At 39.2% G+C, this 19,472-nt stretch carries 19 protein-coding genes; 11 read left to right on the top strand and 8 right to left on the bottom strand.

The features are described from left to right. Window positions 1-10: 10 nt before the first annotated feature. Window positions 11-634: a nucleotidyltransferase family protein gene (locus EG365_RS08125; RefSeq protein ID WP_002027542.1), complete on the bottom strand. Its 624-nt coding sequence runs from the start codon at window positions 632-634 to the stop codon at window positions 11-13. Between the two features lie 136 nt (window positions 635-770). Here EG365_RS08125 and EG365_RS08120 point away from each other — a divergent pair, with 136 nt between their 5' ends. From EG365_RS08120 to EG365_RS08095, 6 genes are all read left to right on the top strand, one after another. Next, window positions 771-1,136 (top strand): hypothetical protein, encoded by a 366-nt coding sequence (locus EG365_RS08120; protein ID WP_001256718.1) that lies wholly within the window; start codon window positions 771-773, stop codon window positions 1,134-1,136. Window positions 1,137-1,157: 21 nt separating this feature from the next. Beyond that, window positions 1,158-2,318, top strand: coding sequence for a glutathionylspermidine synthase family protein (locus EG365_RS08115; protein ID WP_000823201.1), 1,161 nt, complete (start codon window positions 1,158-1,160; stop codon window positions 2,316-2,318). 290 nt (window positions 2,319-2,608) lie between these two features. Beyond that, window positions 2,609-3,664 (top strand): aromatic ring-hydroxylating oxygenase subunit alpha, encoded by a 1,056-nt coding sequence (locus EG365_RS08110; RefSeq protein WP_000991549.1) that lies wholly within the window; start codon window positions 2,609-2,611, stop codon window positions 3,662-3,664. A gap of 56 nt (window positions 3,665-3,720) precedes the next feature. Then, window positions 3,721-5,046 carry a guanine deaminase gene (guaD, locus tag EG365_RS08105; protein WP_000052272.1) on the top strand — a complete coding sequence of 442 codons (1,326 nt, stop codon included), beginning with the start codon at window positions 3,721-3,723 and terminating at the stop codon, window positions 5,044-5,046. 214 nt (window positions 5,047-5,260) lie between these two features. After that, window positions 5,261-5,788, top strand: a complete 528-nt coding sequence (gene hpt / locus EG365_RS08100) for a hypoxanthine phosphoribosyltransferase (protein ID WP_000214980.1) — start codon at window positions 5,261-5,263, stop codon at window positions 5,786-5,788. A gap of 171 nt (window positions 5,789-5,959) precedes the next feature. After that, window positions 5,960-6,211 carry a GlsB/YeaQ/YmgE family stress response membrane protein gene (locus EG365_RS08095; protein ID WP_000269732.1) on the top strand — a complete coding sequence of 84 codons (252 nt, stop codon included), beginning with the start codon at window positions 5,960-5,962 and terminating at the stop codon, window positions 6,209-6,211. Between the two features lie 53 nt (window positions 6,212-6,264). On the opposite strand, the gene EG365_RS08090 is transcribed toward EG365_RS08095, so the two are convergent. Then, on the bottom strand, window positions 6,265-6,963 hold the full coding sequence (locus EG365_RS08090) for a DsbC family protein (RefSeq protein WP_000592161.1): 699 nt from the start codon (window positions 6,961-6,963) through the stop codon (window positions 6,265-6,267). 95 nt (window positions 6,964-7,058) lie between these two features. After that, a complete protein-coding gene (dmeF, locus tag EG365_RS08085) occupies window positions 7,059-8,045 on the bottom strand; it encodes a CDF family Co(II)/Ni(II) efflux transporter DmeF (RefSeq protein WP_001154505.1) in 987 nt (328 codons plus the stop codon). A gap of 57 nt (window positions 8,046-8,102) precedes the next feature. Between dmeF and EG365_RS08080 the strand changes: the two genes are divergently transcribed. Beyond that, window positions 8,103-8,366 (top strand): metal/formaldehyde-sensitive transcriptional repressor, encoded by a 264-nt coding sequence (locus EG365_RS08080; RefSeq protein ID WP_000018128.1) that lies wholly within the window; start codon window positions 8,103-8,105, stop codon window positions 8,364-8,366. 45 nt (window positions 8,367-8,411) lie between these two features. On the opposite strand, the gene mnmE is transcribed toward EG365_RS08080, so the two are convergent. From mnmE to rpmH, 5 genes are all read right to left on the bottom strand, one after another. Next, window positions 8,412-9,767: a tRNA uridine-5-carboxymethylaminomethyl(34) synthesis GTPase MnmE gene (gene mnmE, locus EG365_RS08075; RefSeq protein ID WP_000556118.1), complete on the bottom strand. Its 1,356-nt coding sequence runs from the start codon at window positions 9,765-9,767 to the stop codon at window positions 8,412-8,414. 90 nt (window positions 9,768-9,857) lie between these two features. Beyond that, window positions 9,858-11,618 carry a membrane protein insertase YidC gene (yidC, locus tag EG365_RS08070; RefSeq protein ID WP_001188089.1) on the bottom strand — a complete coding sequence of 587 codons (1,761 nt, stop codon included), beginning with the start codon at window positions 11,616-11,618 and terminating at the stop codon, window positions 9,858-9,860. A 5-nt stretch (window positions 11,619-11,623) separates the two neighbouring features. Continuing rightward, window positions 11,624-11,944: a membrane protein insertion efficiency factor YidD gene (gene yidD / locus EG365_RS08065; RefSeq protein ID WP_000251652.1), complete on the bottom strand. Its 321-nt coding sequence runs from the start codon at window positions 11,942-11,944 to the stop codon at window positions 11,624-11,626. A gap of 10 nt (window positions 11,945-11,954) precedes the next feature. Further along, entirely contained in the window at window positions 11,955-12,347 is a 393-nt protein-coding gene (gene rnpA, locus EG365_RS08060; RefSeq protein WP_001240377.1) for a ribonuclease P protein component, read from the bottom strand. A 29-nt stretch (window positions 12,348-12,376) separates the two neighbouring features. Then, complete coding sequence (gene rpmH, locus EG365_RS08055) at window positions 12,377-12,511, bottom strand: 50S ribosomal protein L34 (RefSeq protein ID WP_000831329.1); 135 nt, start codon at window positions 12,509-12,511, stop codon at window positions 12,377-12,379. A 670-nt stretch (window positions 12,512-13,181) separates the two neighbouring features. Between rpmH and dnaA the strand changes: the two genes are divergently transcribed. From dnaA to gyrB, 4 genes are all read left to right on the top strand, one after another. Beyond that, window positions 13,182-14,579, top strand: a complete 1,398-nt coding sequence (gene dnaA / locus EG365_RS08050) for a chromosomal replication initiator protein DnaA (RefSeq protein WP_000964768.1) — start codon at window positions 13,182-13,184, stop codon at window positions 14,577-14,579. 97 nt (window positions 14,580-14,676) lie between these two features. Continuing rightward, a complete protein-coding gene (dnaN, locus tag EG365_RS08045; RefSeq protein ID WP_001237350.1) occupies window positions 14,677-15,825 on the top strand; it encodes a DNA polymerase III subunit beta in 1,149 nt (382 codons plus the stop codon). Between the two features lie 14 nt (window positions 15,826-15,839). Then, window positions 15,840-16,922 carry a DNA replication/repair protein RecF gene (gene recF / locus EG365_RS08040; RefSeq protein ID WP_000550807.1) on the top strand — a complete coding sequence of 361 codons (1,083 nt, stop codon included), beginning with the start codon at window positions 15,840-15,842 and terminating at the stop codon, window positions 16,920-16,922. 52 nt (window positions 16,923-16,974) lie between these two features. Next, a complete protein-coding gene (gene gyrB / locus EG365_RS08035) occupies window positions 16,975-19,443 on the top strand; it encodes a DNA topoisomerase (ATP-hydrolyzing) subunit B (protein WP_000093725.1) in 2,469 nt (822 codons plus the stop codon). The last annotated feature ends 29 nt before the right edge of the window (window positions 19,444-19,472 follow it).

The raw sequence follows: 19,472 nt of genomic DNA, 5'->3' as shown, positions 1-19,472 counted from the left end.
CCTTTTTAAATTAGGAATTGACTATTTTTAATTTTGGCCATTGTTGTAACCAATTTTTGCTTTCTACACGATTTTTGAAAGTCTGATAACTAACTAGAGCTGAATTCCAACGTAGATTCAATTCAAATAAATCTGATAAGCCAAAAGGTGCAATTATTTCTAAATTACCGAAAGTGTCAAAACGTATTGCTACAGCTGTTGCTGTTTCTGACCATAATGATAATGCTTCCTCAATCGAAGTTAATGGTTGAATTTTTTCACCATTATCTTTACGGTACCATGTATGTACCAAAGCCTGATTAACAACATCCCAATCTTGATTTGGAAATTTGCTTTTTAAATCACTTTGCAATTCTTTTTGATAACTATCATCATATTCATTAGCATCATAATAAATCACATCCATATCACTTGTATTTAAATCATAAGTTTTGCCATGTAAATATGACCAAACAGTATTTCTCACAGCGCCAGCACTTAAATAAACTTTTGGATGCAATTCGGAAATGATAGCTAATATCTTTAATAAACAAGGAGATTTCATCACCAAATCAATAAAATCTTGTTGATAATTATTATATATATTTGTCATATTTGGAAAAATACTAAAGTCATCCACCATGTAATAGTACATAGAAGCTCTGTACTTTAAAAGCGCTGATCAATATCATATGCCAACCTAAAATTTATCTTTCCTAATCAGAAACATAATAGATAACAGCTAATCGGTATTTTATGCCGAATATATTTATTAAAATGTGTGGAGTCTCATGCGTTCTAAAAAAATTAATCTTGTCGTTGTCCCGTTATTACTCACGGCATGTAGCCATAATGATGATCCTTTAGTACAAGACGTATATAACAACCAATATGACTGTGCTCGCGACTGGAATAATGAAACATGTAAACAAGAAAATAGCTCAAGTGGACATGGTTCTAGCTATGTTGGAAGCCGCTATTTAGGGCCTGCGTATTATCAAAATAATCGGGAAGTTTCTTATCACGGAAATACCTTACATCCTTACAGCAATTTGAGTGTAGGTCGCCCCATTATCTCAAGTACGGCGAAAAGCGCGTCTTCCTCATCCCCAATACGTGGGGGGTTTGGTCGTAGCGGTTTCTCTTTCGGCGGCTAAATCCTCAGGCATTCACTTAATATGAAAAGAAAAATATTTACTCCACGTCCAGACTGGCAAGTGGAACATCAAAATATTGGTTTTGATTATTTTAATTTACCTTCTCTCGATGGCTCAATTTACTGGTCTGAAGGGGTTGCGTATGAGTTTACCCTTAAACAGATTGAACAACTCGAAGATGCGGCAAATGAACTGCATCAGATGTGTTTATCAGTAGTAGGAGACCTCATTCAACGGGGAAACTATCCTGTTTACTTTCAAATTCCAGAAACAGCCATAAACCATATTGAACATTCATGGAAACAAAATGCTCCCATGCTGTATGGCCGCTTTGATTTCGCTTACGATGGGCGAAATATCAAAATGCTGGAATATAACGCCGACACGCCTACTGGCTTACTCGAAGCCTCTGTCGCGCAGTGGCTGTGGATAGAACAAGTTTCAGGCATTGCAAACCGAGACCAGTTTAATAGCATTCATGAAGACCTGATTAAACGCTGGAAGACAATTTTACCGCGTGGTAGCCATGTGCATTTTGCTGCCTGTCAGGAGGCTGGAAGGGAAGACTGGGGTAATTTAGAGTATTTGATAGATACCGCTTATCAAGCTCATCTACAAGTTTCCGAGCTTTCTATGGAGAACATAGGTTGGAACGGGCAAGATTTTGTTGATCTCCATAATCAGCCCATTCAGAACATATTTAAACTCTATCCATGGGAATGGATCTGGGAAGAAGCATTTTCTCAATATATCCATCCACAAACACAGTGGATTGAACCTTGCTGGAAAATGTTACTTTCAAATAAAGCGATTTTGGTTGAGCTTTGGAAGCATTATCCAAACCATCCATTATTGGTTGAAACCCATACCTATGACCCGCAACAAGCTTTGTCCGGTAAATGGGTGAAAAAGCCGATTTTAGCAAGGGAAGGGGCCAATATTCGGGTTTTACAAGACGGCCATGACCAAGGCGCGGCTTCTGGTAGCTTTTATTTTGATGACTATGACAAATATGGTTATGTCGTACAGAAATGGGTAGATACCCCATTATTTTCAGGACAACTACCTACTCTTGGTTTATGGATGGTTGGACATCAATGTGCAGGCATGTCTATTCGTGAAGATTGTTATGACATCATTGGTAATGATGCCCACTTTGCAGCACATTATTTTGTCGAGTAATAAGCGAATAGAGATTTAAAAAAGCACTGTTTAGGTGCTTTTTTATTGTGCCTTCGACGCAGTCAATCAGTGCATTTTAAATATATAGCGAATAATCAATGTTCGCTTTTAAAGCTAAATTAGAACAAAAATTCAAAAATATAATGATTTAACTCTATGTATTTTAAATTTTTTATTCTGGTTTACTTTCTTAAAATTCAATATTGGCAAGCTCTTTGCATCTCCTAAAAAGAAAAAAGCCTAGATTTTAAGGGCTCGCGAGAGCCCTGATTTTTTTAAGGAGTAATGCAATGAATGCTATTCCAACTTTAACTCCCCTTGCCATGCCGTGTAACAGCAGTTTTGAAGCAAAAGATTGGGAAATTTTATCGAGCCATTGGTATCCCGTCGCACGTATTCAAGATGTCTCCAATGCGCCTCAACGAGTCACACTACTAGACGTCAATATGGCCCTCTATAAAACAAAAAGTGGTGAAATTCATCTGGTCCGAGACATTTGTCCACATCGTGGCGTGCCTTTAACCAAAGGTTGGGTGGATGGTGAGGAGATTGTTTGTCCTTATCACGGTCTACGCTATAACACCGAAGGGAAATGTACCCAAATACCAGCTCAGCCCGAACTGACTAAAATTTCTGATCGTTTTTCTCTAACCAAATTTCCGGTTGTGCAAAGATACGGCCTCATTTGGACCAGTATTCATGGTCGTGATATTGATAAAGCCAATATTCCTGTATTAGATACTTGGGATGATGCAGAACATCAAGCGATTTTGCCACCTTTTGTAGATATTGGTGGTTCTAGTGGTCGTCAGCTTGAAGGGTTTATCGATGTCGCTCATTTTGCATGGGTGCATCACAACGCCTTTGCGAATCGTGATAATCCCATCGTCCCTAAATATCACACTGAACGTACCAACTATGGCTTAAAAACGGTCTATATCAGCAATGTCAGTAATTATCCGCATGAACTGAAACATCTCGAACCAGAAGGCTTTTTGTGGAAGCGTACTTTTGAGGTTTATCCGCCATTTTCTGCCGTGCTTACTGTCGATTTTCCAGAAGGTGGGATCTTAAAAATTTTAAATGCCTGTTGTCCTATCTCAAGTAATAAAACCCGCTTATTTGTTCCACTCACACGTAACTTTGACCAAACAGGTGATTTAGAAAAGGTATATGCATTTAATGCGCAAATTTTTGCCGAAGACCAAGATATGGTCGAATCACAAAAGCCAGAAGAACTGCCGCTTGATCTAATGATGGAAGCACATTTTGAAGCAGACCGTTCATCAACGACTTATCGACGGATTTTGGCTGAATGGGGACTAAGTAAACGTTATACCGTTTAAATCTTGGCTAACTGGGGTACAATCAATCGAAAAAAGTGAAAATATATAGGCTTTCCATGTCATTGATCGCAAATACCACCGTTGTGCGTGGTCGTTTTTTAGATATTCAACAAACTGTCTCTGAGCCAACTGATATTCCAAATCAAATACGTTATTTGGAAGATGGTGTATTGATTAGTGAACATGGAAAAATCAAATGGTTTGGTGCATGGGCAGACGCTCAACAGCATCTTCCTGCTGGAGTTGAGGTTCAACATTATCCAGAACAATTGATTGTACCTGGCTTTATTGATACTCATATTCACTTCCCTCAAACCGAAATGGTGGGAGCTTACGGCGAGCAACTTTTAAGCTGGCTTAATACTTATACTTTCCCAACTGAAATCCAGTTTCAAGACAAAACATATGCAAACGAAATTGCCCAGTTCTTTGTTCAGGAACTCTTAAAACACGGTACAACTACGGCCCTCGTTTTCTGTACAGTTCATCCCGAGTCTGTTGATGCCTTATTTGAAGCCGCAGAGCGCGTTCAGATGCGTTTAATTGCTGGTAAGGTACTTATGGACCGTAATGCGCCAGAAGCGCTGTGTGACACGCCAGAAACGGCTTACAGCGACACCAAAGCACTCATTGAAAAATGGCATGGTAAAGGCCGTGCTCTGTATGCAATTACGCCACGATTTGCGCCGACTTCTACACCTGAGCAACTAGAAAGAGCAGGGCAGTTAAAACAAGAATTTCCGGATGTGTATGTCCATACGCATTTAAGTGAAAACAAAGATGAAATTGCTTGGGTGAAATCTTTATTCCCGGAACAAGCAGGCTATCTAGATGTTTATCAACATTATGGCCTGACTGGTAAGCGTTCTGTGTTTGCGCATTGCGTTCACTTAGAAGATGAAGAATGGCAATGTATGCATGATACACAATCGGCTATCGCATTTTGCCCAACTTCAAACCTGTTCTTAGGCAGTGGTTTATTTCCATTGAAAAAAACTTGGGAAAAACAAGTGAAAGTAGGCTTAGGGACAGATATTGGGGCTGGCACATCGTTTAGCTTACTGCAAACTGTTAACGAGGCTTATAAGGTTCAGCAGTTACAAGGTGATAAACTCTCCGCTTATGAAGCGCTTTATCATGCAACCCTAGGCGGAGCAAAAGCACTCGATTTGCAGGATCAGTTAGGTAACTTCAACGTCGGTAAAGAAGCAGACTTTGTGGTACTAAACTTAAAGCCAACAGCATTACAGGAACTTCGCCAGTCTAAATCTAAGTCTGTTGAAGATTCACTGTTTGCATTATTCACTTTAGGTGATGACCGTAATATTGAGGCGACTTATATTTATGGAAACCGTGCTTATCAAAAAGAAACAGCCAAATAAAAAAGGCATTGTTAAGTTTTTGTTATTATTTGGAATATGTGCTATTGCGTTAAAACGTGATCGACATATTCCGCAAAATGATAAAATTTCACAGCCATCAAAGGGTGCATGAAACGTCATTTTGCTTTAAAATTTTACCATTAACTCAGATTTTCGAGGTGTTGCTGGTCAACACCTTTTTTATTTTTTCTTTTATATCTTGTAGGAATCTGCCATGACTGTTGCAATGAGCATCATGATTTCAACCGAAGAAATTCAAGCAAAAGTCAAAGAGCTCGGCGAGCAAATCAATTCTCACTATGCAAATAGTGACAAAGAATTGGTTCTGATTGGTCTACTTCGTGGTTCTGTTATTTTCATGGCAGACTTATGCCGTACGATTACCAAACCACATGAACTCGACTTTATGACAGTGTCTAGCTATGGCGGCGGTACCACTTCAAGTCGAGACGTTAAAATCTTAAAAGATCTTGATGGTGAAATTCGTGGTAAAGACGTGCTTGTGGTTGAAGATATTATTGACTCAGGCAACACCTTAAGCAAAGTCGTGGAAATGTTGCAGACTCGCGAACCAAATTCGATTCAATTATGCACATTAGTGAGTAAACCATCTCGCCGTGAAATTGATTTAGAAGTTAAATTTTTAGGTTTTGAAGTTGAAGATAAATTTATTGTTGGTTATGGCTTAGACTACGACCAGAAATATCGTCACTTACCATTTATTGGTGAGATTGGCCTATAAATTTTATAAAAATGGCACCGCAAGGTGCTATTTTTTATATAAAGGCTGAGCTTTGAACAAAAAAGACACAAAAAGTCGCAATCTGCTACAGACAAAACAGATCACTCTACCGCACGATAGAATATGAAGCAAAATCATTAACTTCATCAAAAAAACAACTGGAGAACAAATATGTGGTCACTTATTGTTGCTATTGTGGTTGGTTTCTTCGCTGGCTTAATCGCTCGTGCTTTACACCCAGGTGATGATAAAGCAGGTTTTATTGTTACTACTTTAATTGGTATTGCAGGTTCACTTCTAGCCACTTATGGCGGTCGCTTACTTGGTCTTTATGGAGAAAATTCAGCGGCGGGCTTTATTGCTTCTGTCATTGGTGCCGTCATTATTCTCTTTATCTATAACCTAATTGCACGAAAAAGCTAAGTAGTAAATTTAATTTTAAAAAAAGCACCGAACGGTGCTTTTTTTAAGTCATTTTATAAACCTAACTCTTTCCAAACTGCCTGAATTTCTTCAGCAGAGCGTGCTCCGACGAGTTTAAATCCGTTAGCAAAAATGAGAGTAGGCGTGCCATTAAAACCTAATTTTTTCCCTAATTCCAAGTTACGGTCAATCGGGTTTGTACAGCTCGCAACCGTTGGTTTAACACCTTGCTCAATTAATTTTTTCCATGAATATGATTGATTCGGTGCACACCAAACTTGTCTAGAAACCACAATAGACTGAGGTTTTAAAGGATAGATGAACGTGTAAATAGTCACATCTTTCAGCTTGTCGAGTTCAGGCTCAAGCTGTTTACAATAAGGGCAATTTGGATCAGAAAATACTGCTAAAACATGCTGGCCATTACCTTTGACTGTTTTAATGGCATCTTTTAAAGGCAACTGTTTCCAATCAATTGAGTTCTGTCCTAAAACCAGATCTTTAGTTAAGTTCTTTTGGTCTTTTAACCGAATCATAGAGCCTACAAACATGTGCTGCCCATCTTCACCAAGATAAATAATTTGCTGGTCCAGATTAGCACTATATAGCCCAGGCATTTCGGTTTTCTGAATATTACTAATTTTCAAATTAGGATATTGTTTTTTAATATTTTCCCGAACAGTATCTACATTAGCGAAACTCAAACTTGTAGTTAAACTAAATAACGCCAATATTCCTAATTTTTTAATCATAAAACCGACTCGGAGGCAGGAGAGAAGAACATTTTAATCAGTTCCGTTAGTGAAAACAGAACTGATTACCGAGTTATAACCAAACTTCTACTCAGTTATGCCAATGTTTCACGTGGAACATAAACAGGTTTTAAGGTATTAATTTCTACTGAAATATGCACAATTTCATCATGAATCGATAAAGCATCACGAATCTGGTCTGCATTTAAAGAGATATCGTCAGTTTCAAGCGCCAAAATACAAGAAAATTTACCTTTTGCGACTTTCCAGACATGAATATCTGTAATTTCCACATGTTTCGGAAATTCAGCTATTACTTCCCGAATTTCATCAACTACAGGATGGTCCATTTCAGCATCTAGAAGGGTTTTTCCTGTCTCTTTCATTAAGCCAAAAGACCACTTTGCAACTAAAATAGCACCTAAAATTCCTAAAATTGCATCTAAAAAATCCCATCCAAAATATTTACCTGCGAAAAGCGCTACAATTGCAAAAACAGAAGTCACTGCATCTGCAACCACATGTAAAAACGCAGCTTTTTGGTTTAAATCATGGTGATGATGCCCATGGCCATGCTCGTGATGGTGATGGTGATGGTGATGGTGATGGTGATGGTGATGGTGATGGTGACCATCATCATGAAGTAACCAGGCACAAATCAAGTTAATAACTAAACCTAAAATTGCAATTGGAATCGCTTCATTATAAAAAATTTCAACCGGGTTAAATAAACGTTGAATTGACTGAAAAGCCATAAAAATAGCCACAACCATCAGCAAAATTGCGCTGCTATAGCCGGCTAAAATCTCAATTTTCCAAGTTCCAAAGCTAAAACGGTGATCATTGGAATAATGACGGGCTGCACGATAGGCAAAGTAGGCTAAACCAAGGGCCAACATATGTGAACTCATATGCCAACCGTCGGCCAGTAGTGCCATTGAATTGAAGAACCACCCACCAAATACTTCCAGTACCATCATGGACGCCGTTAAAATGGTTGCAATCAAAATACGTTTTTGTGCAAGTGGATTTCCTTCATCAAACTGATGTTGATGATGACGTGATACACTATAATCCTGCATAAAATTTAAACCCAATATACTCCCTACCAGTATATTAAATTGTACAAGAGAAAACAGATGAGTCACATTGGTCAGGATAAAAAAATTGTTAATCGTGTAAAACGACTAAAAGGGCAAATCAACAGCATTGAAAATGCGATAGAACAACCAGAATCTTCATGTATAGATATTTTGCAGCAAGTTGCAGCCATAAAAGGTGCAATAAACGGTTTGATGAGTGAATTAATGGAACAGCACTTACATCATCACGTACTTAAAGGCGCAGAAGTCGATCAAAATGAGCTAGATGAATTTTTAAAAGTTTTAAAAAGATACGGCTGAGAAAAGTACTGGATGACATAGCACTCTACATCATCCAGTTTTTTATTATTTTCCGATACAGAACGAACCAAAGATTTTGCCTAATAGGTCATCGGCACTAAAGTCACCCGTAATTTCACCTAAAGCATTTTGAGCAAGACGTAGTGATTCAGCAACGAGCTCACCAGCGTTAAATACAACAAGTTGCTCACGTGCCTCTGCCAAATAGAGCTGAGTGCGCTTCATTGCGTCTAAATGACGTGTTCTCGCAATAAATGTATCTTCCTCAGGGTGAAATCCTGCATGCGCTGTAATCGCATCTACGAGGCCTTGTACACCCATCTCTTGTTTTGCTGAAACTGTGATATGACGGAACCCTTGATAATCGCTTATTTCGGCAGGTTGACCAGTTAAATCACATTTATTACCAATTAACATGAGACGACGCGGTTCAATATGTTCGGCAAAGTATTCTTGAGCCAGTTTTAAAGGGTCATCACCTTGATTTAAATCGTAGACCAATAACAACAAATCGGCCTGCTCAATTTCTTTGATTGCACGACGAATGCCTTCTTTCTCGACTACATCTCCCGTTTCACGAAGACCCGCAGTATCCGTTAAGGTGATTGGTAAACCATTTAAGCTAATTTTTTCATGTAAAACATCACGAGTTGTACCAGCAATATCAGTCACAATTGCACGCTCAACACCAGCAAGTGCATTTAACAAGCTCGACTTACCCGCGTTTGGTTTACCCGCAATAACAACCTGTAGACCTTCACGGAGTAATTGCCCTTGTCGTGCAGAGGTTTGAACGGCATGTACAGATTGTTGAACATCTTCCAACAAAGCTAAAATTTTGCCATCAGCCAAAAAATCAATTTCTTCTTCTGGAAAATCAATCGCAGCTTCTACGTGCAGACGTAAATGAATCAGTTTTTCTAAAACTGTATTAATTTTTGTTGAAAAAGCGCCTTGTAAAGAACGGACTGCCGAACGAGCCGCAGCTTGAGAGGTCGCATCAATCAAATCGGCAATTGCTTCAGCTTGTACCAAGTCCATTTTGCCATTTTCAAAAGCTCGCATGGAGAATTCCCCAGCTTTTGCAGCAATTGCCCCAAGCTCAAATAAACGGCCAAGTAAGGCATTTTGAATGACAGGACCACCGTGGCCTTGAAGTTCTACAACATCTTCACCAGTAAAAGAATGTGGATTTGGAAAGCACAAGACAATACCTTCATCCATAATACTTCCATCAGCATCATAAAACTTACGGAAACCCGCCATCCGAGCTTCAGGTAAGTTTTTTTGCGTCAGTTTTTGAGCAATATCATAGGCCTTAGGTCCCGATAAGCGAATCACGCCCACTCCACCACGCCCTGGTGGCGTTGCAATTGCGGCAATTGTGGTTTGACTATGCATATTATTCACCTAAAAACCTAAAATACAGCCAAAGAAAAATCCGCCTAAGATTACCATCTTAAGCGGATTGATTCAGCAAAAGTTCAAGGATTAAGATGCCGATTCAGCTTTACTGATACGACTTTTCTCAACGCTCTTGTTAATAAACCATTGCTGTAAGATTGTAATACTGTTGTTCACAATCCAGTACAACACAAGACCCGCAGGGAAGAACAACATAAATACCGTAAACATAATCGGCATAATGCGGAATACTTTCGCTTGCATTGGATCAGCTGGTTGCGGGTTCAACATTTGCTGAGCAAACATTGTCGCACCCATAATTAATGGCAAGATGAACCATGGGTCCATCGCAGACAAGTCTTGAATCCAGCCTAACCACGGTGCATGACGTAATTCCACACTTTCCATGAGTACCCAGTACAAAGCAAGGAAAATTGGCATTTGTAGCAATAACGGTAAACAACCAGAAAGCGGGTTAACCTGTTCACGTTTGTAAAGCGCCATCATTTCTTGCGAGAAGCGCATACGGTCTTCACCGAATTCTTCTTTCATGCGTTGCATTTCTGGTGCAATCACACGCATTTTCGCCATAGAACGATAACTTTTTGAAGATAAAGGCCATAAAATCATCTTCACCATAATGGTAAGTAAGATAATTGACCATCCCCAGTTGCCTACAATGCTATGGAAGAATTGAAGACCTAGGAACAATAACTTCGCAATTGGCCATAACCAACCATAGTCAACAGTCTGGTTTAAACCTACCGCTAAATCTTTTAATTCAGATTGTACTTTTGGACCTGAATAAAGCTTCGCATCGACTTCCATCGAAGTACCCGCCGGAACATTAATTACTGGCGAAGTAAAGCCAATAATATTCATATGATCCGCAGACTGACGAGATTCAAGTTTAGCGACATAAGGCTGACCATTTGCTTGAGTCAGTTTAAGGTTTCCTGGAATCCAAGCACTTACAAAGTAGTGCTGAACCATTGCAACCCAACCGCCTTTAGCTTCGGTATTGAGTTTTTCTTCAGAGAAATTCGCAAACTTAAGTTTGTTGTAGTGAGCATCCGGAGTACCCCATGCACCACCTAAGAACGTACCTAAAGTGAAAATACCCTGAGAAGACTTACCTGGATCTTCCGAATTATCACGTTTCAACTGTCCAAACATCTGACCTTGCCAGTTTTGTTGGCTACGGTTAACAACTTGATGTTTGACAACAATTGGATATTGACCTTGAGTAAATGTAAAAGTTTTAATAATTTCAACGCCTTCTGGTGTCTTAAACACCATAGGAACTGTTAAAACTTTCTCAGAATGTCCACTTTGATCTTGTACCCCTTTAGCATCAGCTAAAGTATATGATGTTTTTTCAACAGCATATAATGGGCGACCACCACGACTGCTATCTGGTCCATTCAAACCAATTAAGCCAGACTGAGCAACATAAGTACGCTTGGCATCATTTTCAAGCATAACAAATGGTTGATTACTGTCTTTGCTCTTGTCGTGAGAGAGTAATTCAATACGAACAATATCACCACCTTTTGGATTGATCCAAAGATGATAAAGGTCAGTTTGTACTGAAATAAGCTGTTGATTCACAGGTGCAGTTGCATCTGTGGTTTGTGACTGCGCAATATTTGCTTGTGGCACATCGGAAGCCACTGTTGCAGTTTTAGCATTTGGCAAATCAGCAGATACTTCATGTGAACTTACAGCCGCCGCTTGTTGTTGCGGTGCAGTTGCAGCATTTCCATAATCTTTTTGCCAAGCCAAAATGAGCAAATATGCGGTGACAAACATGGCCCCGAGAATTGCAAACCTGGCCCATTGTTGCATATCTATTACCCCAAATGGTTAGAGAGATTTTGCTTCATTAAACGATCACGAAAGGGTACAGCAACATGATGCGTTTGAGAATCTATTTGATGAAACGAAATAAAACGAATTGCTTTAGGCGGTACCGGATCGTATCCAGAGCCTCCCCACGGATGACAACGACAAATACGTTTAGAAGATAACCAAACGCCTTTGATTGCACCATGAGTTTGTAATGCTTCTAGCGCATATTGGGAACAAGTTGGGATATAACGACAACGGGGTCCAAGAAGCGGACTAATCGCAATTTGATACAGTCGAATGAACCAACGCAAAATACGAACCATTGGTCATCTCTTAATTCTGCGAGGTTGGGACAACTTTAGAATGTTTTTTCGCTAAGCGTTGTAATTTTTGCCAAGCAAAATCTAATTGTTGATATAGCTCAGCATTCGTAATCGTTTCTATACCAACTTTAGGCATCACAACAACATCTATGTCTGACCCAAATTTCGGCTGATGTAGACGAAAGCTCTCACGAGCAAGACGTTTTATTCGATTTCTTTCATGCGCACGACGCACTTTTTTCTTAGCAACAACAATACCCAAACGGCTGTTAGGCTGTTCGGTTAATTTTGCAAGAAATAAAAAATGGGGTTGATGCACTTTAAAAAGCGCACCATCAAATACACTTTTATAATCTGCAGCACAGCGTATACGAAGATCTGTGCTAAAACTGTAAAGTGCCATCACACCCAAGTCTGGTCAGCGTAACAGTATTAAACAGTTAAGCTATGACGACCTTTTGCACGACGACGAGCTAATACTTGACGACCAGCTTTAGTTGCCATACGAGCACGGAAACCATGAACGCGTTTACGCTTTAATTCAGATGGTTGGAAAGTACGTTTCATATCGAAACTCCCAAAAATGATCTTTCTATAAAGGTCCGCGATTTTATTGTGCAATGTTTACGCTGTCAATGAAAAACAGTGAAAGTTTTGTATTTAAGTCAAATTTTTAACTTTTTATCTTCTCTTTATATTTAGCCTATTTTTCTTATTTAAAAGTTATACACAAAGTAATTGTTTATTTTTATTAAGACTTTTAAGATATACACTTCTTATTTACATACTTATCAACAAACCTTGATGTGAAGTTGGTTTTGATTTGGTATATTTGAATTTAAATTCATATTTTTTAGTTATCCACAATTTGGATCAGCCCTATTAAATAAATTCAAATTTTAAAATTTAAATTTATTCTTATTAGTGTGGACTTTTTTTGTGGATTTCACAGTTTTAAATTTAAAAAACATATATTTGAACTGTTGATAACTCTGTTTTTATTGTCTTTATGGATTGTGGATAAGTTTATGTGATAATTTATCCACAGGATGTGCAAAAAGTTATTCACAATTGATTTTGAATTTAAATTTATTCACAAGAGATTTCTTTTTAGGCAAAATCAAACGAAATCGTCATGACAGATGTGGATAACTTGGGTAGAATGGCGACCCCTTCTCATCAGGAAGGGTTAATCTTTAAATGATTTGAATTTAAAACGCAGACATAGGGGATACACATGCTTTGGACAGACTGCTTAACTCGCTTGCGACAAGAGCTCTCTGATAACGTCTTTGCGATGTGGATTCGCCCTTTAGTAGCTGAAGAAGTAGAGGGGATACTACGTCTCTATGCTCCTAATCCTTATTGGACGCGTTATATTCAAGAGAATCATTTAGAGTTAATTTCTATATTGGCTGAACAATTGTCAGAAGGGCGGGTGCGTCAGGTTGAAATCTTGGTAGATTCTCGTCCTGGTAGTATTTTGTCCTCTAGTGAACAGCCTGCAACAACTACAGCAGCTTTACAAACTGCCCCTATACCTCAACCTGCTAAGGTTAAAAGAGAACCGGAACCTGTTGCTAATACTGCAGTTAGTTCTAAGAGTTCAAAAAAGAAACTATTAAATCCACAATTTACTTTTTCACTATTTGTTGAAGGCCGTTCTAACCAAATGGCAGCAGAAACCTGTAGAAAAGTATTAACACAGTTAGGTGCTTCTCAACATAACCCTTTATTTTTATATGGTCCGACAGGTCTAGGTAAGACTCACTTAATGCAAGCAGTTGGTAATGCCTTACTGCAAGCGAAGCCGAATGCAAGAGTCATGTATATGACTTCAGAAAGTTTTGTACAAGATTTTGTGAGCTCATTACAAAAAGGAAAGGTAGAAGAGTTTAAGAAAAATTGCCGTTCTTTAGACTTGTTATTAGTAGATGATATTCATCTTTTGGCAGGAAAAGAAGCAAGCCTCGTTGAATTCTTCTATACATTTAATGCCTTACTTGATGAATCCAAACAAATTATTTTAACTTCTGATCGATACCCTAAAGAATTAACAGAACTTGATCCTCGTTTGGTTTCTCGTTTTTCCTGGGGGCTATCAGTAGGTGTTGAACCACCTGATATTGAAACTCGAATCGAAATTCTGCTTAAAAAAGCTGAAAATAGTGGCGTTGATTTACCTAGAAACTGTGCGTTGTTTATTGCCCAACAAGTCGTAGCGAACGTACGTGAACTTGAGGGCGCACTGAATAAAGTTGTCGCAATTTCACGTTTTAAAGGTGCTCCAATTGACCTTGATGTCGTACGGGAATCTTTAAAAGATGTTTTAGCGATCCGTGCTCGTACAATTAGTGTAGAAAATATCCAGCGTGTAGTGAGTGAATATTTCCGAATTCCATTAAAAGAGCTGGTAGGTCCAAAGCGTACCCGAATTTATGCTCGACCACGTCAGTTGGCGATGGGGCTTGCCCGTGAATTAACGGGAGATAGTTTTCCTGAAATTGGAATGGCTTTTGGTGGGCGTGATCACAGTACAGTGATGCATGCTTGTGAAAAAGTCGTCAGTTTACGGGAAGAAGACCCAATCTTTGATGAAGATTATAAGAACTTATTACGTTTGCTTCAAAGTTAATGAAATAATAAGACGTTGTTGCAAAGTCTACGTAAGTGCAGCATAGTACACAGCTAAAAAATGAAATGTTTGCTCCAAGTTGCTAGAGGAATGAATCGTGCGTTTGAAAATCGCTAAAGAAAGTTTACTCAATGTTTTATCGCATGTGGTCGGTGCGGTAGAACGTCGTCATACCTTGAATATTCTTTCAAACGTCAAAATTCAGACTAATGCTCAAGCGCTCACTATTACGGGTTCCGATTTAGAAGTTGAACTCGTAGCGAGCACCGCTTTATCAGAAGGGGCGTGCCTTGAGGCAGGCGAGACAACTGTTCCTGCTCGTAAATTGATGGAAATTTGTAAATCTTTGCCTACAGCTGCATTGATTGATTTACAAATTACTGAAGATCAAAGATGTATTTTAAAATCTGGTAATAGCCGTTTTGTGCTAGGTACACTACCGGCTGAAGATTATCCATTGTTAACCACTGAGAATAGCCAAGGTACGCAAGTACAGGTGACTCAACGTGAATTAAAGCGTTTATTTGAAAAAACTGCTTTTGCAATGGCTGTACAAGATGTACGTTTTTACCTCACTGGTACTTTATTAGAAATTGATGAAAATCAATTGCGTGCAGTAACAACTGATGGTCACCGTTTAGCACTTTGTGAAATTTTGGCTTCCTCTACTTCATCTCAGTTGGTACAAGCGATTGTGCCTCGTAAAGCTGTGGGTGAATTACAACGTTTACTCAGCATTGAAGATGAACAGCTCACTTTGCTTATTGGCCGTGAATTATTAAATGTAACGATTAATACGCCAAGCCGTGATAAAGAACAAGGTGATATTACAGTTCGTTTTACAACTAAATTGATTGATGGGAAATTCCCTGATTATCGCCGTGTTATTCCACGTGGTGGTGATAAACATGTTTTGATTGGTCATGACGTATTTAAACAATCATTACAACGTGTAGCAATTTTAAGTAATGAAAAATTGCGTGGTGTTTTCCTAAACTTCAATCAGGATTCTTTACAGCTTCGTGCAAATAACCCTGAACAAGATGAAGCAATTGAAGATTTAGCGATCCAATATCAAAGTGCCCCATTAGAAATGTCATTTAATGCTCAATACCTACTCGATGTGTTGGGTGTATTAGATGGTGATGATGTAAATATGAGCATGACTGAGGCGAATCAGTCTGTATTGGTTCAAGATCCGGCTCATCCTGACCAGACCTATGTGGTTATGCCGATGCGTGTTTAATCTGGTTTAACTATATGCATCTTACGCGCTTAAATATTGAACGTGTGCGTAATTTAAAAACGGTTGCACTCCATGGGTTGCAACCGTTTAATGTCTTTTATGGCGCAAACGGTTCGGGTAAAACATCAATTTTAGAAGCGATCCATTTGCTTGCAACAGGTCGCTCATTCCGTACACATATACCCAAAAATTATATTCAATATGAAGCTGACGACGCGATTGTATTTGCTCAGTCAGCAACTGAAAAAATTGGTATGCAAAAACTCGCTTCTGGTGAGCAACTCATGAAAGTGAATGGCGATACCGTTGCGACTCAAGGTCAGCTCGCAAAGTTACTTCCTTTACAGCATATTGATCCACAAAGTACGGATATTATTGATCATGGTGCCAAGCCAAGAAGACAACTTTTAGATTGGCTTATGTTCCACGTGGAACCTGAATTTTATTTTGCGTGGCAATATTACTCTCGTGCGCTAAAGCAGCGTAATACCTTACTCAAAACACGGCGTAATCTTTCATTAGCTGATTTAGAACCGTGGAACAAAATGTTGAGTGATTATGGCGAGATTTTGCACTCACAGCGTTTAAGTATTGTCGAGCAATGGAATGTTTATTTCCAAAATGACTTAAGCCAATTACTGCCTGATTTGGAGATTGAGCTGGAATATAGCCCAGGTTTTCATACAGAGCAGGGGCTTATGCAAGACTTGTTGAATCAGCATCAAAAAGACATCGAGAGACGTTATACCGAGTATGGTCCTCATCGGGCAGATTTGCGCTTAAAAACGCCATTTGGACATGCTGATGATGTTTTATCAAGAGGTCAGAAAAAACTCTTGATTATTGCCTTAAAACTGTCACAAATTGCAATGTTGCATGCGAGTAATAAGGAAACTGTGGTATTATTGGATGATCTGACAGCAGAATTAGACTTAACCGCACAACAACGTTTAATTGAACGATTAAGCCAACTTGGTAGCCAGGTTTTTATGACAACTTTAGATCATGCATCGGTAAAAAAACATTTACATGATCTGTCTATTTCATATCAATTATTCAGTGTTGAATCCGGTCAAGTTAGTCTTGCTGCACCATAATTTTTTGATGTTACCCATCTTTGAATAAACCTATATTTGCTAGGGAGAAACCATGAGTTCAGAGTCTCAATCAGCCTCTCAAACAGAACAAACCAATGAAAAGGCTTATGATTCCTCTAGTATTAAAGTATTACGTGGATTAGATGCAGTTCGTAAACGTCCGGGTATGTATATTGGGGATACAGACGACGGTACCGGTTTACACCATATGGTGTTTGAGGTTGTCGATAATGCAATCGACGAAGCTTTAGCTGGCCACTGCGATGAAATTATTGTCACGATTCACGAGGATGAATCGGTCAGTGTTTCAGATAATGGCCGCGGTATTCCAACCGATATTCACCCTGAAGAAGGGGTTTCTGCTGCAGAAGTAATTTTAACGATTCTGCATGCAGGCGGTAAGTTTGACGATAATAGCTATAAAGTTTCAGGTGGCTTACACGGCGTAGGTGTTTCGGTTGTTAACGCACTTTCAAGTAAATTGCATCTAACAATTTACCGTGCTGGTCAAATCCATGAGCAAGAATATCATCATGGCGATCCGCAATATCCATTGCGTGTGATTGGTGAAACGGATAATACCGGAACAACTGTACGTTTTTGGCCAAGTGCAGAAACATTCAGTCAAACCATTTTTAATGTTGAAATTCTAGCACGCCGTTTACGTGAGCTTTCTTTCTTGAATGCTGGTGTACGTATCGTTTTACGTGATGAACGTATTAACCTTGAGCATGTGTATGACTATGAAGGTGGTTTATCTGAGTTTGTAAAATACATCAACGAAGGTAAAAACCATCTCAACGAAATCTTCCATTTCACAGCTGATGCTGACAACGGCATTGCTGTAGAAGTAGCATTGCAATGGAACGATAGTTACCAAGAAAATGTTCGCTGTTTCACAAACAACATTCCACAAAAAGATGGTGGTACGCACTTAGCAGGTTTCCGCGCAGCTTTAACACGTGGCTTAAACCAGTATCTTGAAAATGAAAATATTCTCAAGAAAGAAAAAGTGAATGTGACTGGTGATGATGCGCGTGAAGGTTTAACAGCCATTATTTCTGTTAAGGTTCCTGATCCGAAATTCTCGTCTCAGACAAAAGAAAAATTGGTATCAAGTGAGGTAAAACCAGCGGTAGAGCAAGCAATGAACAAAGAGTTCTCTGCTTACTTACTTGAGAATCCACAAGCTGCAAAATCAATTGCAGGCAAGATTATTGATGCTGCACGCGCACGTGATGCTGCACGTAAAGCACGTGAAATGACACGCCGTAAGAGTGCATTAGATATTGCAGGTTTGCCTGGTAAATTGGCTGACTGTCAGGAAAAAGACCCAGCGCTTTCTGAATTGTATCTTGTCGAGGGTGACTCTGCGGGTGGTAGTGCCAAACAAGGCCGTAACCGTAAAATGCAGGCTATTCTACCTTTAAAAGGTAAGATCCTGAACGTTGAGCGTGCGCGCTTTGATAAAATGATCTCTAGTCAGGACGTGGGTACATTAATTACAGCACTTGGCTGTGGTATTGGCCGTGAAGAATATAACCCTGACAAGCTCCGTTATCATAAAATTATTATTATGACCGATGCCGATGTCGATGGTTCGCACATCCGTACATTGTTATTAACATTCTTCTTCCGTCAAATGCCGGAGTTGGTGGAACGTGGTCATATTTATATTGCACAGCCACCTTTGTATAAGCTCAAAAAAGGTAAGCAAGAGCAATATATTAAAGATAACGACGCATTAGAAACTTACTTGATTTCAAATGCGATTGATGAGCTTGCTTTATATATTAGTGCTGATGCGCCTGCAATTACAGGTGAAGCGCTGGCAAAAGTAATTCAAGACTATCAAGTTTCACAAAAGAGCTTACAACGCTTAACGTTACGTTATCCAGCAAGCTTACTTGATGCATTACTCGAAGTCGACGCATTTAAAGCAGATCAAAACCATGATCAAGCTTATGTACAACAATGGGCGGATCAAGTACGTGAAGCTGTACAAAGACTACAGCCAAGTTTGCGCCCTGAAATTACGCTTGAAACATTTGAACGCGAGAATGCTCAAGGCGAGAAATCTGCGCATTACTGGCCACGTGTAACTGTATATGTTCATAACTTGCCACATGCTTACTTACTTGACGCAGGTTTATTGAATTCTGCGGAATATGCTCGTTTATTGAAGAACTCGAAGAGTTGGTTCAAGTTAATTGAAGATGGCGCATACTTGCAAAAAGGTGATCGTCGTATTCAAGTCGCTAATTTCCATCAGGTATGGCAGCACATTCTGCAAGATTCACGCCGTGGAATGATGATCCAGCGCTATAAAGGTCTGGGCGAGATGAATGCTGAGCAGCTTTGGGAAACCACAATGGACCCTGAAAACCGTAATATGTTACAGGTGACTATTGATGATGCAATTGAAGCTGATCGCATGTTCTCATGCTTAATGGGCGATGATGTTGAACCACGTCGCGCCTTTATTGAAGAAAATGCATTAAATGCGGATATTGATGCTTAATTGATAGCAAGATTCTAAATCAGTCTAGG

It is taken from the genome of Acinetobacter sp. FDAARGOS_494 (assembly GCF_003812225.1).
In the GTDB taxonomy this organism is placed as follows: Bacteria; Pseudomonadota; Gammaproteobacteria; order Pseudomonadales; family Moraxellaceae; genus Acinetobacter; species Acinetobacter baumannii.
Note: the sequence above shows the minus strand (reverse complement) of the source record. Positions and strands in the feature narration are given on the sequence as shown.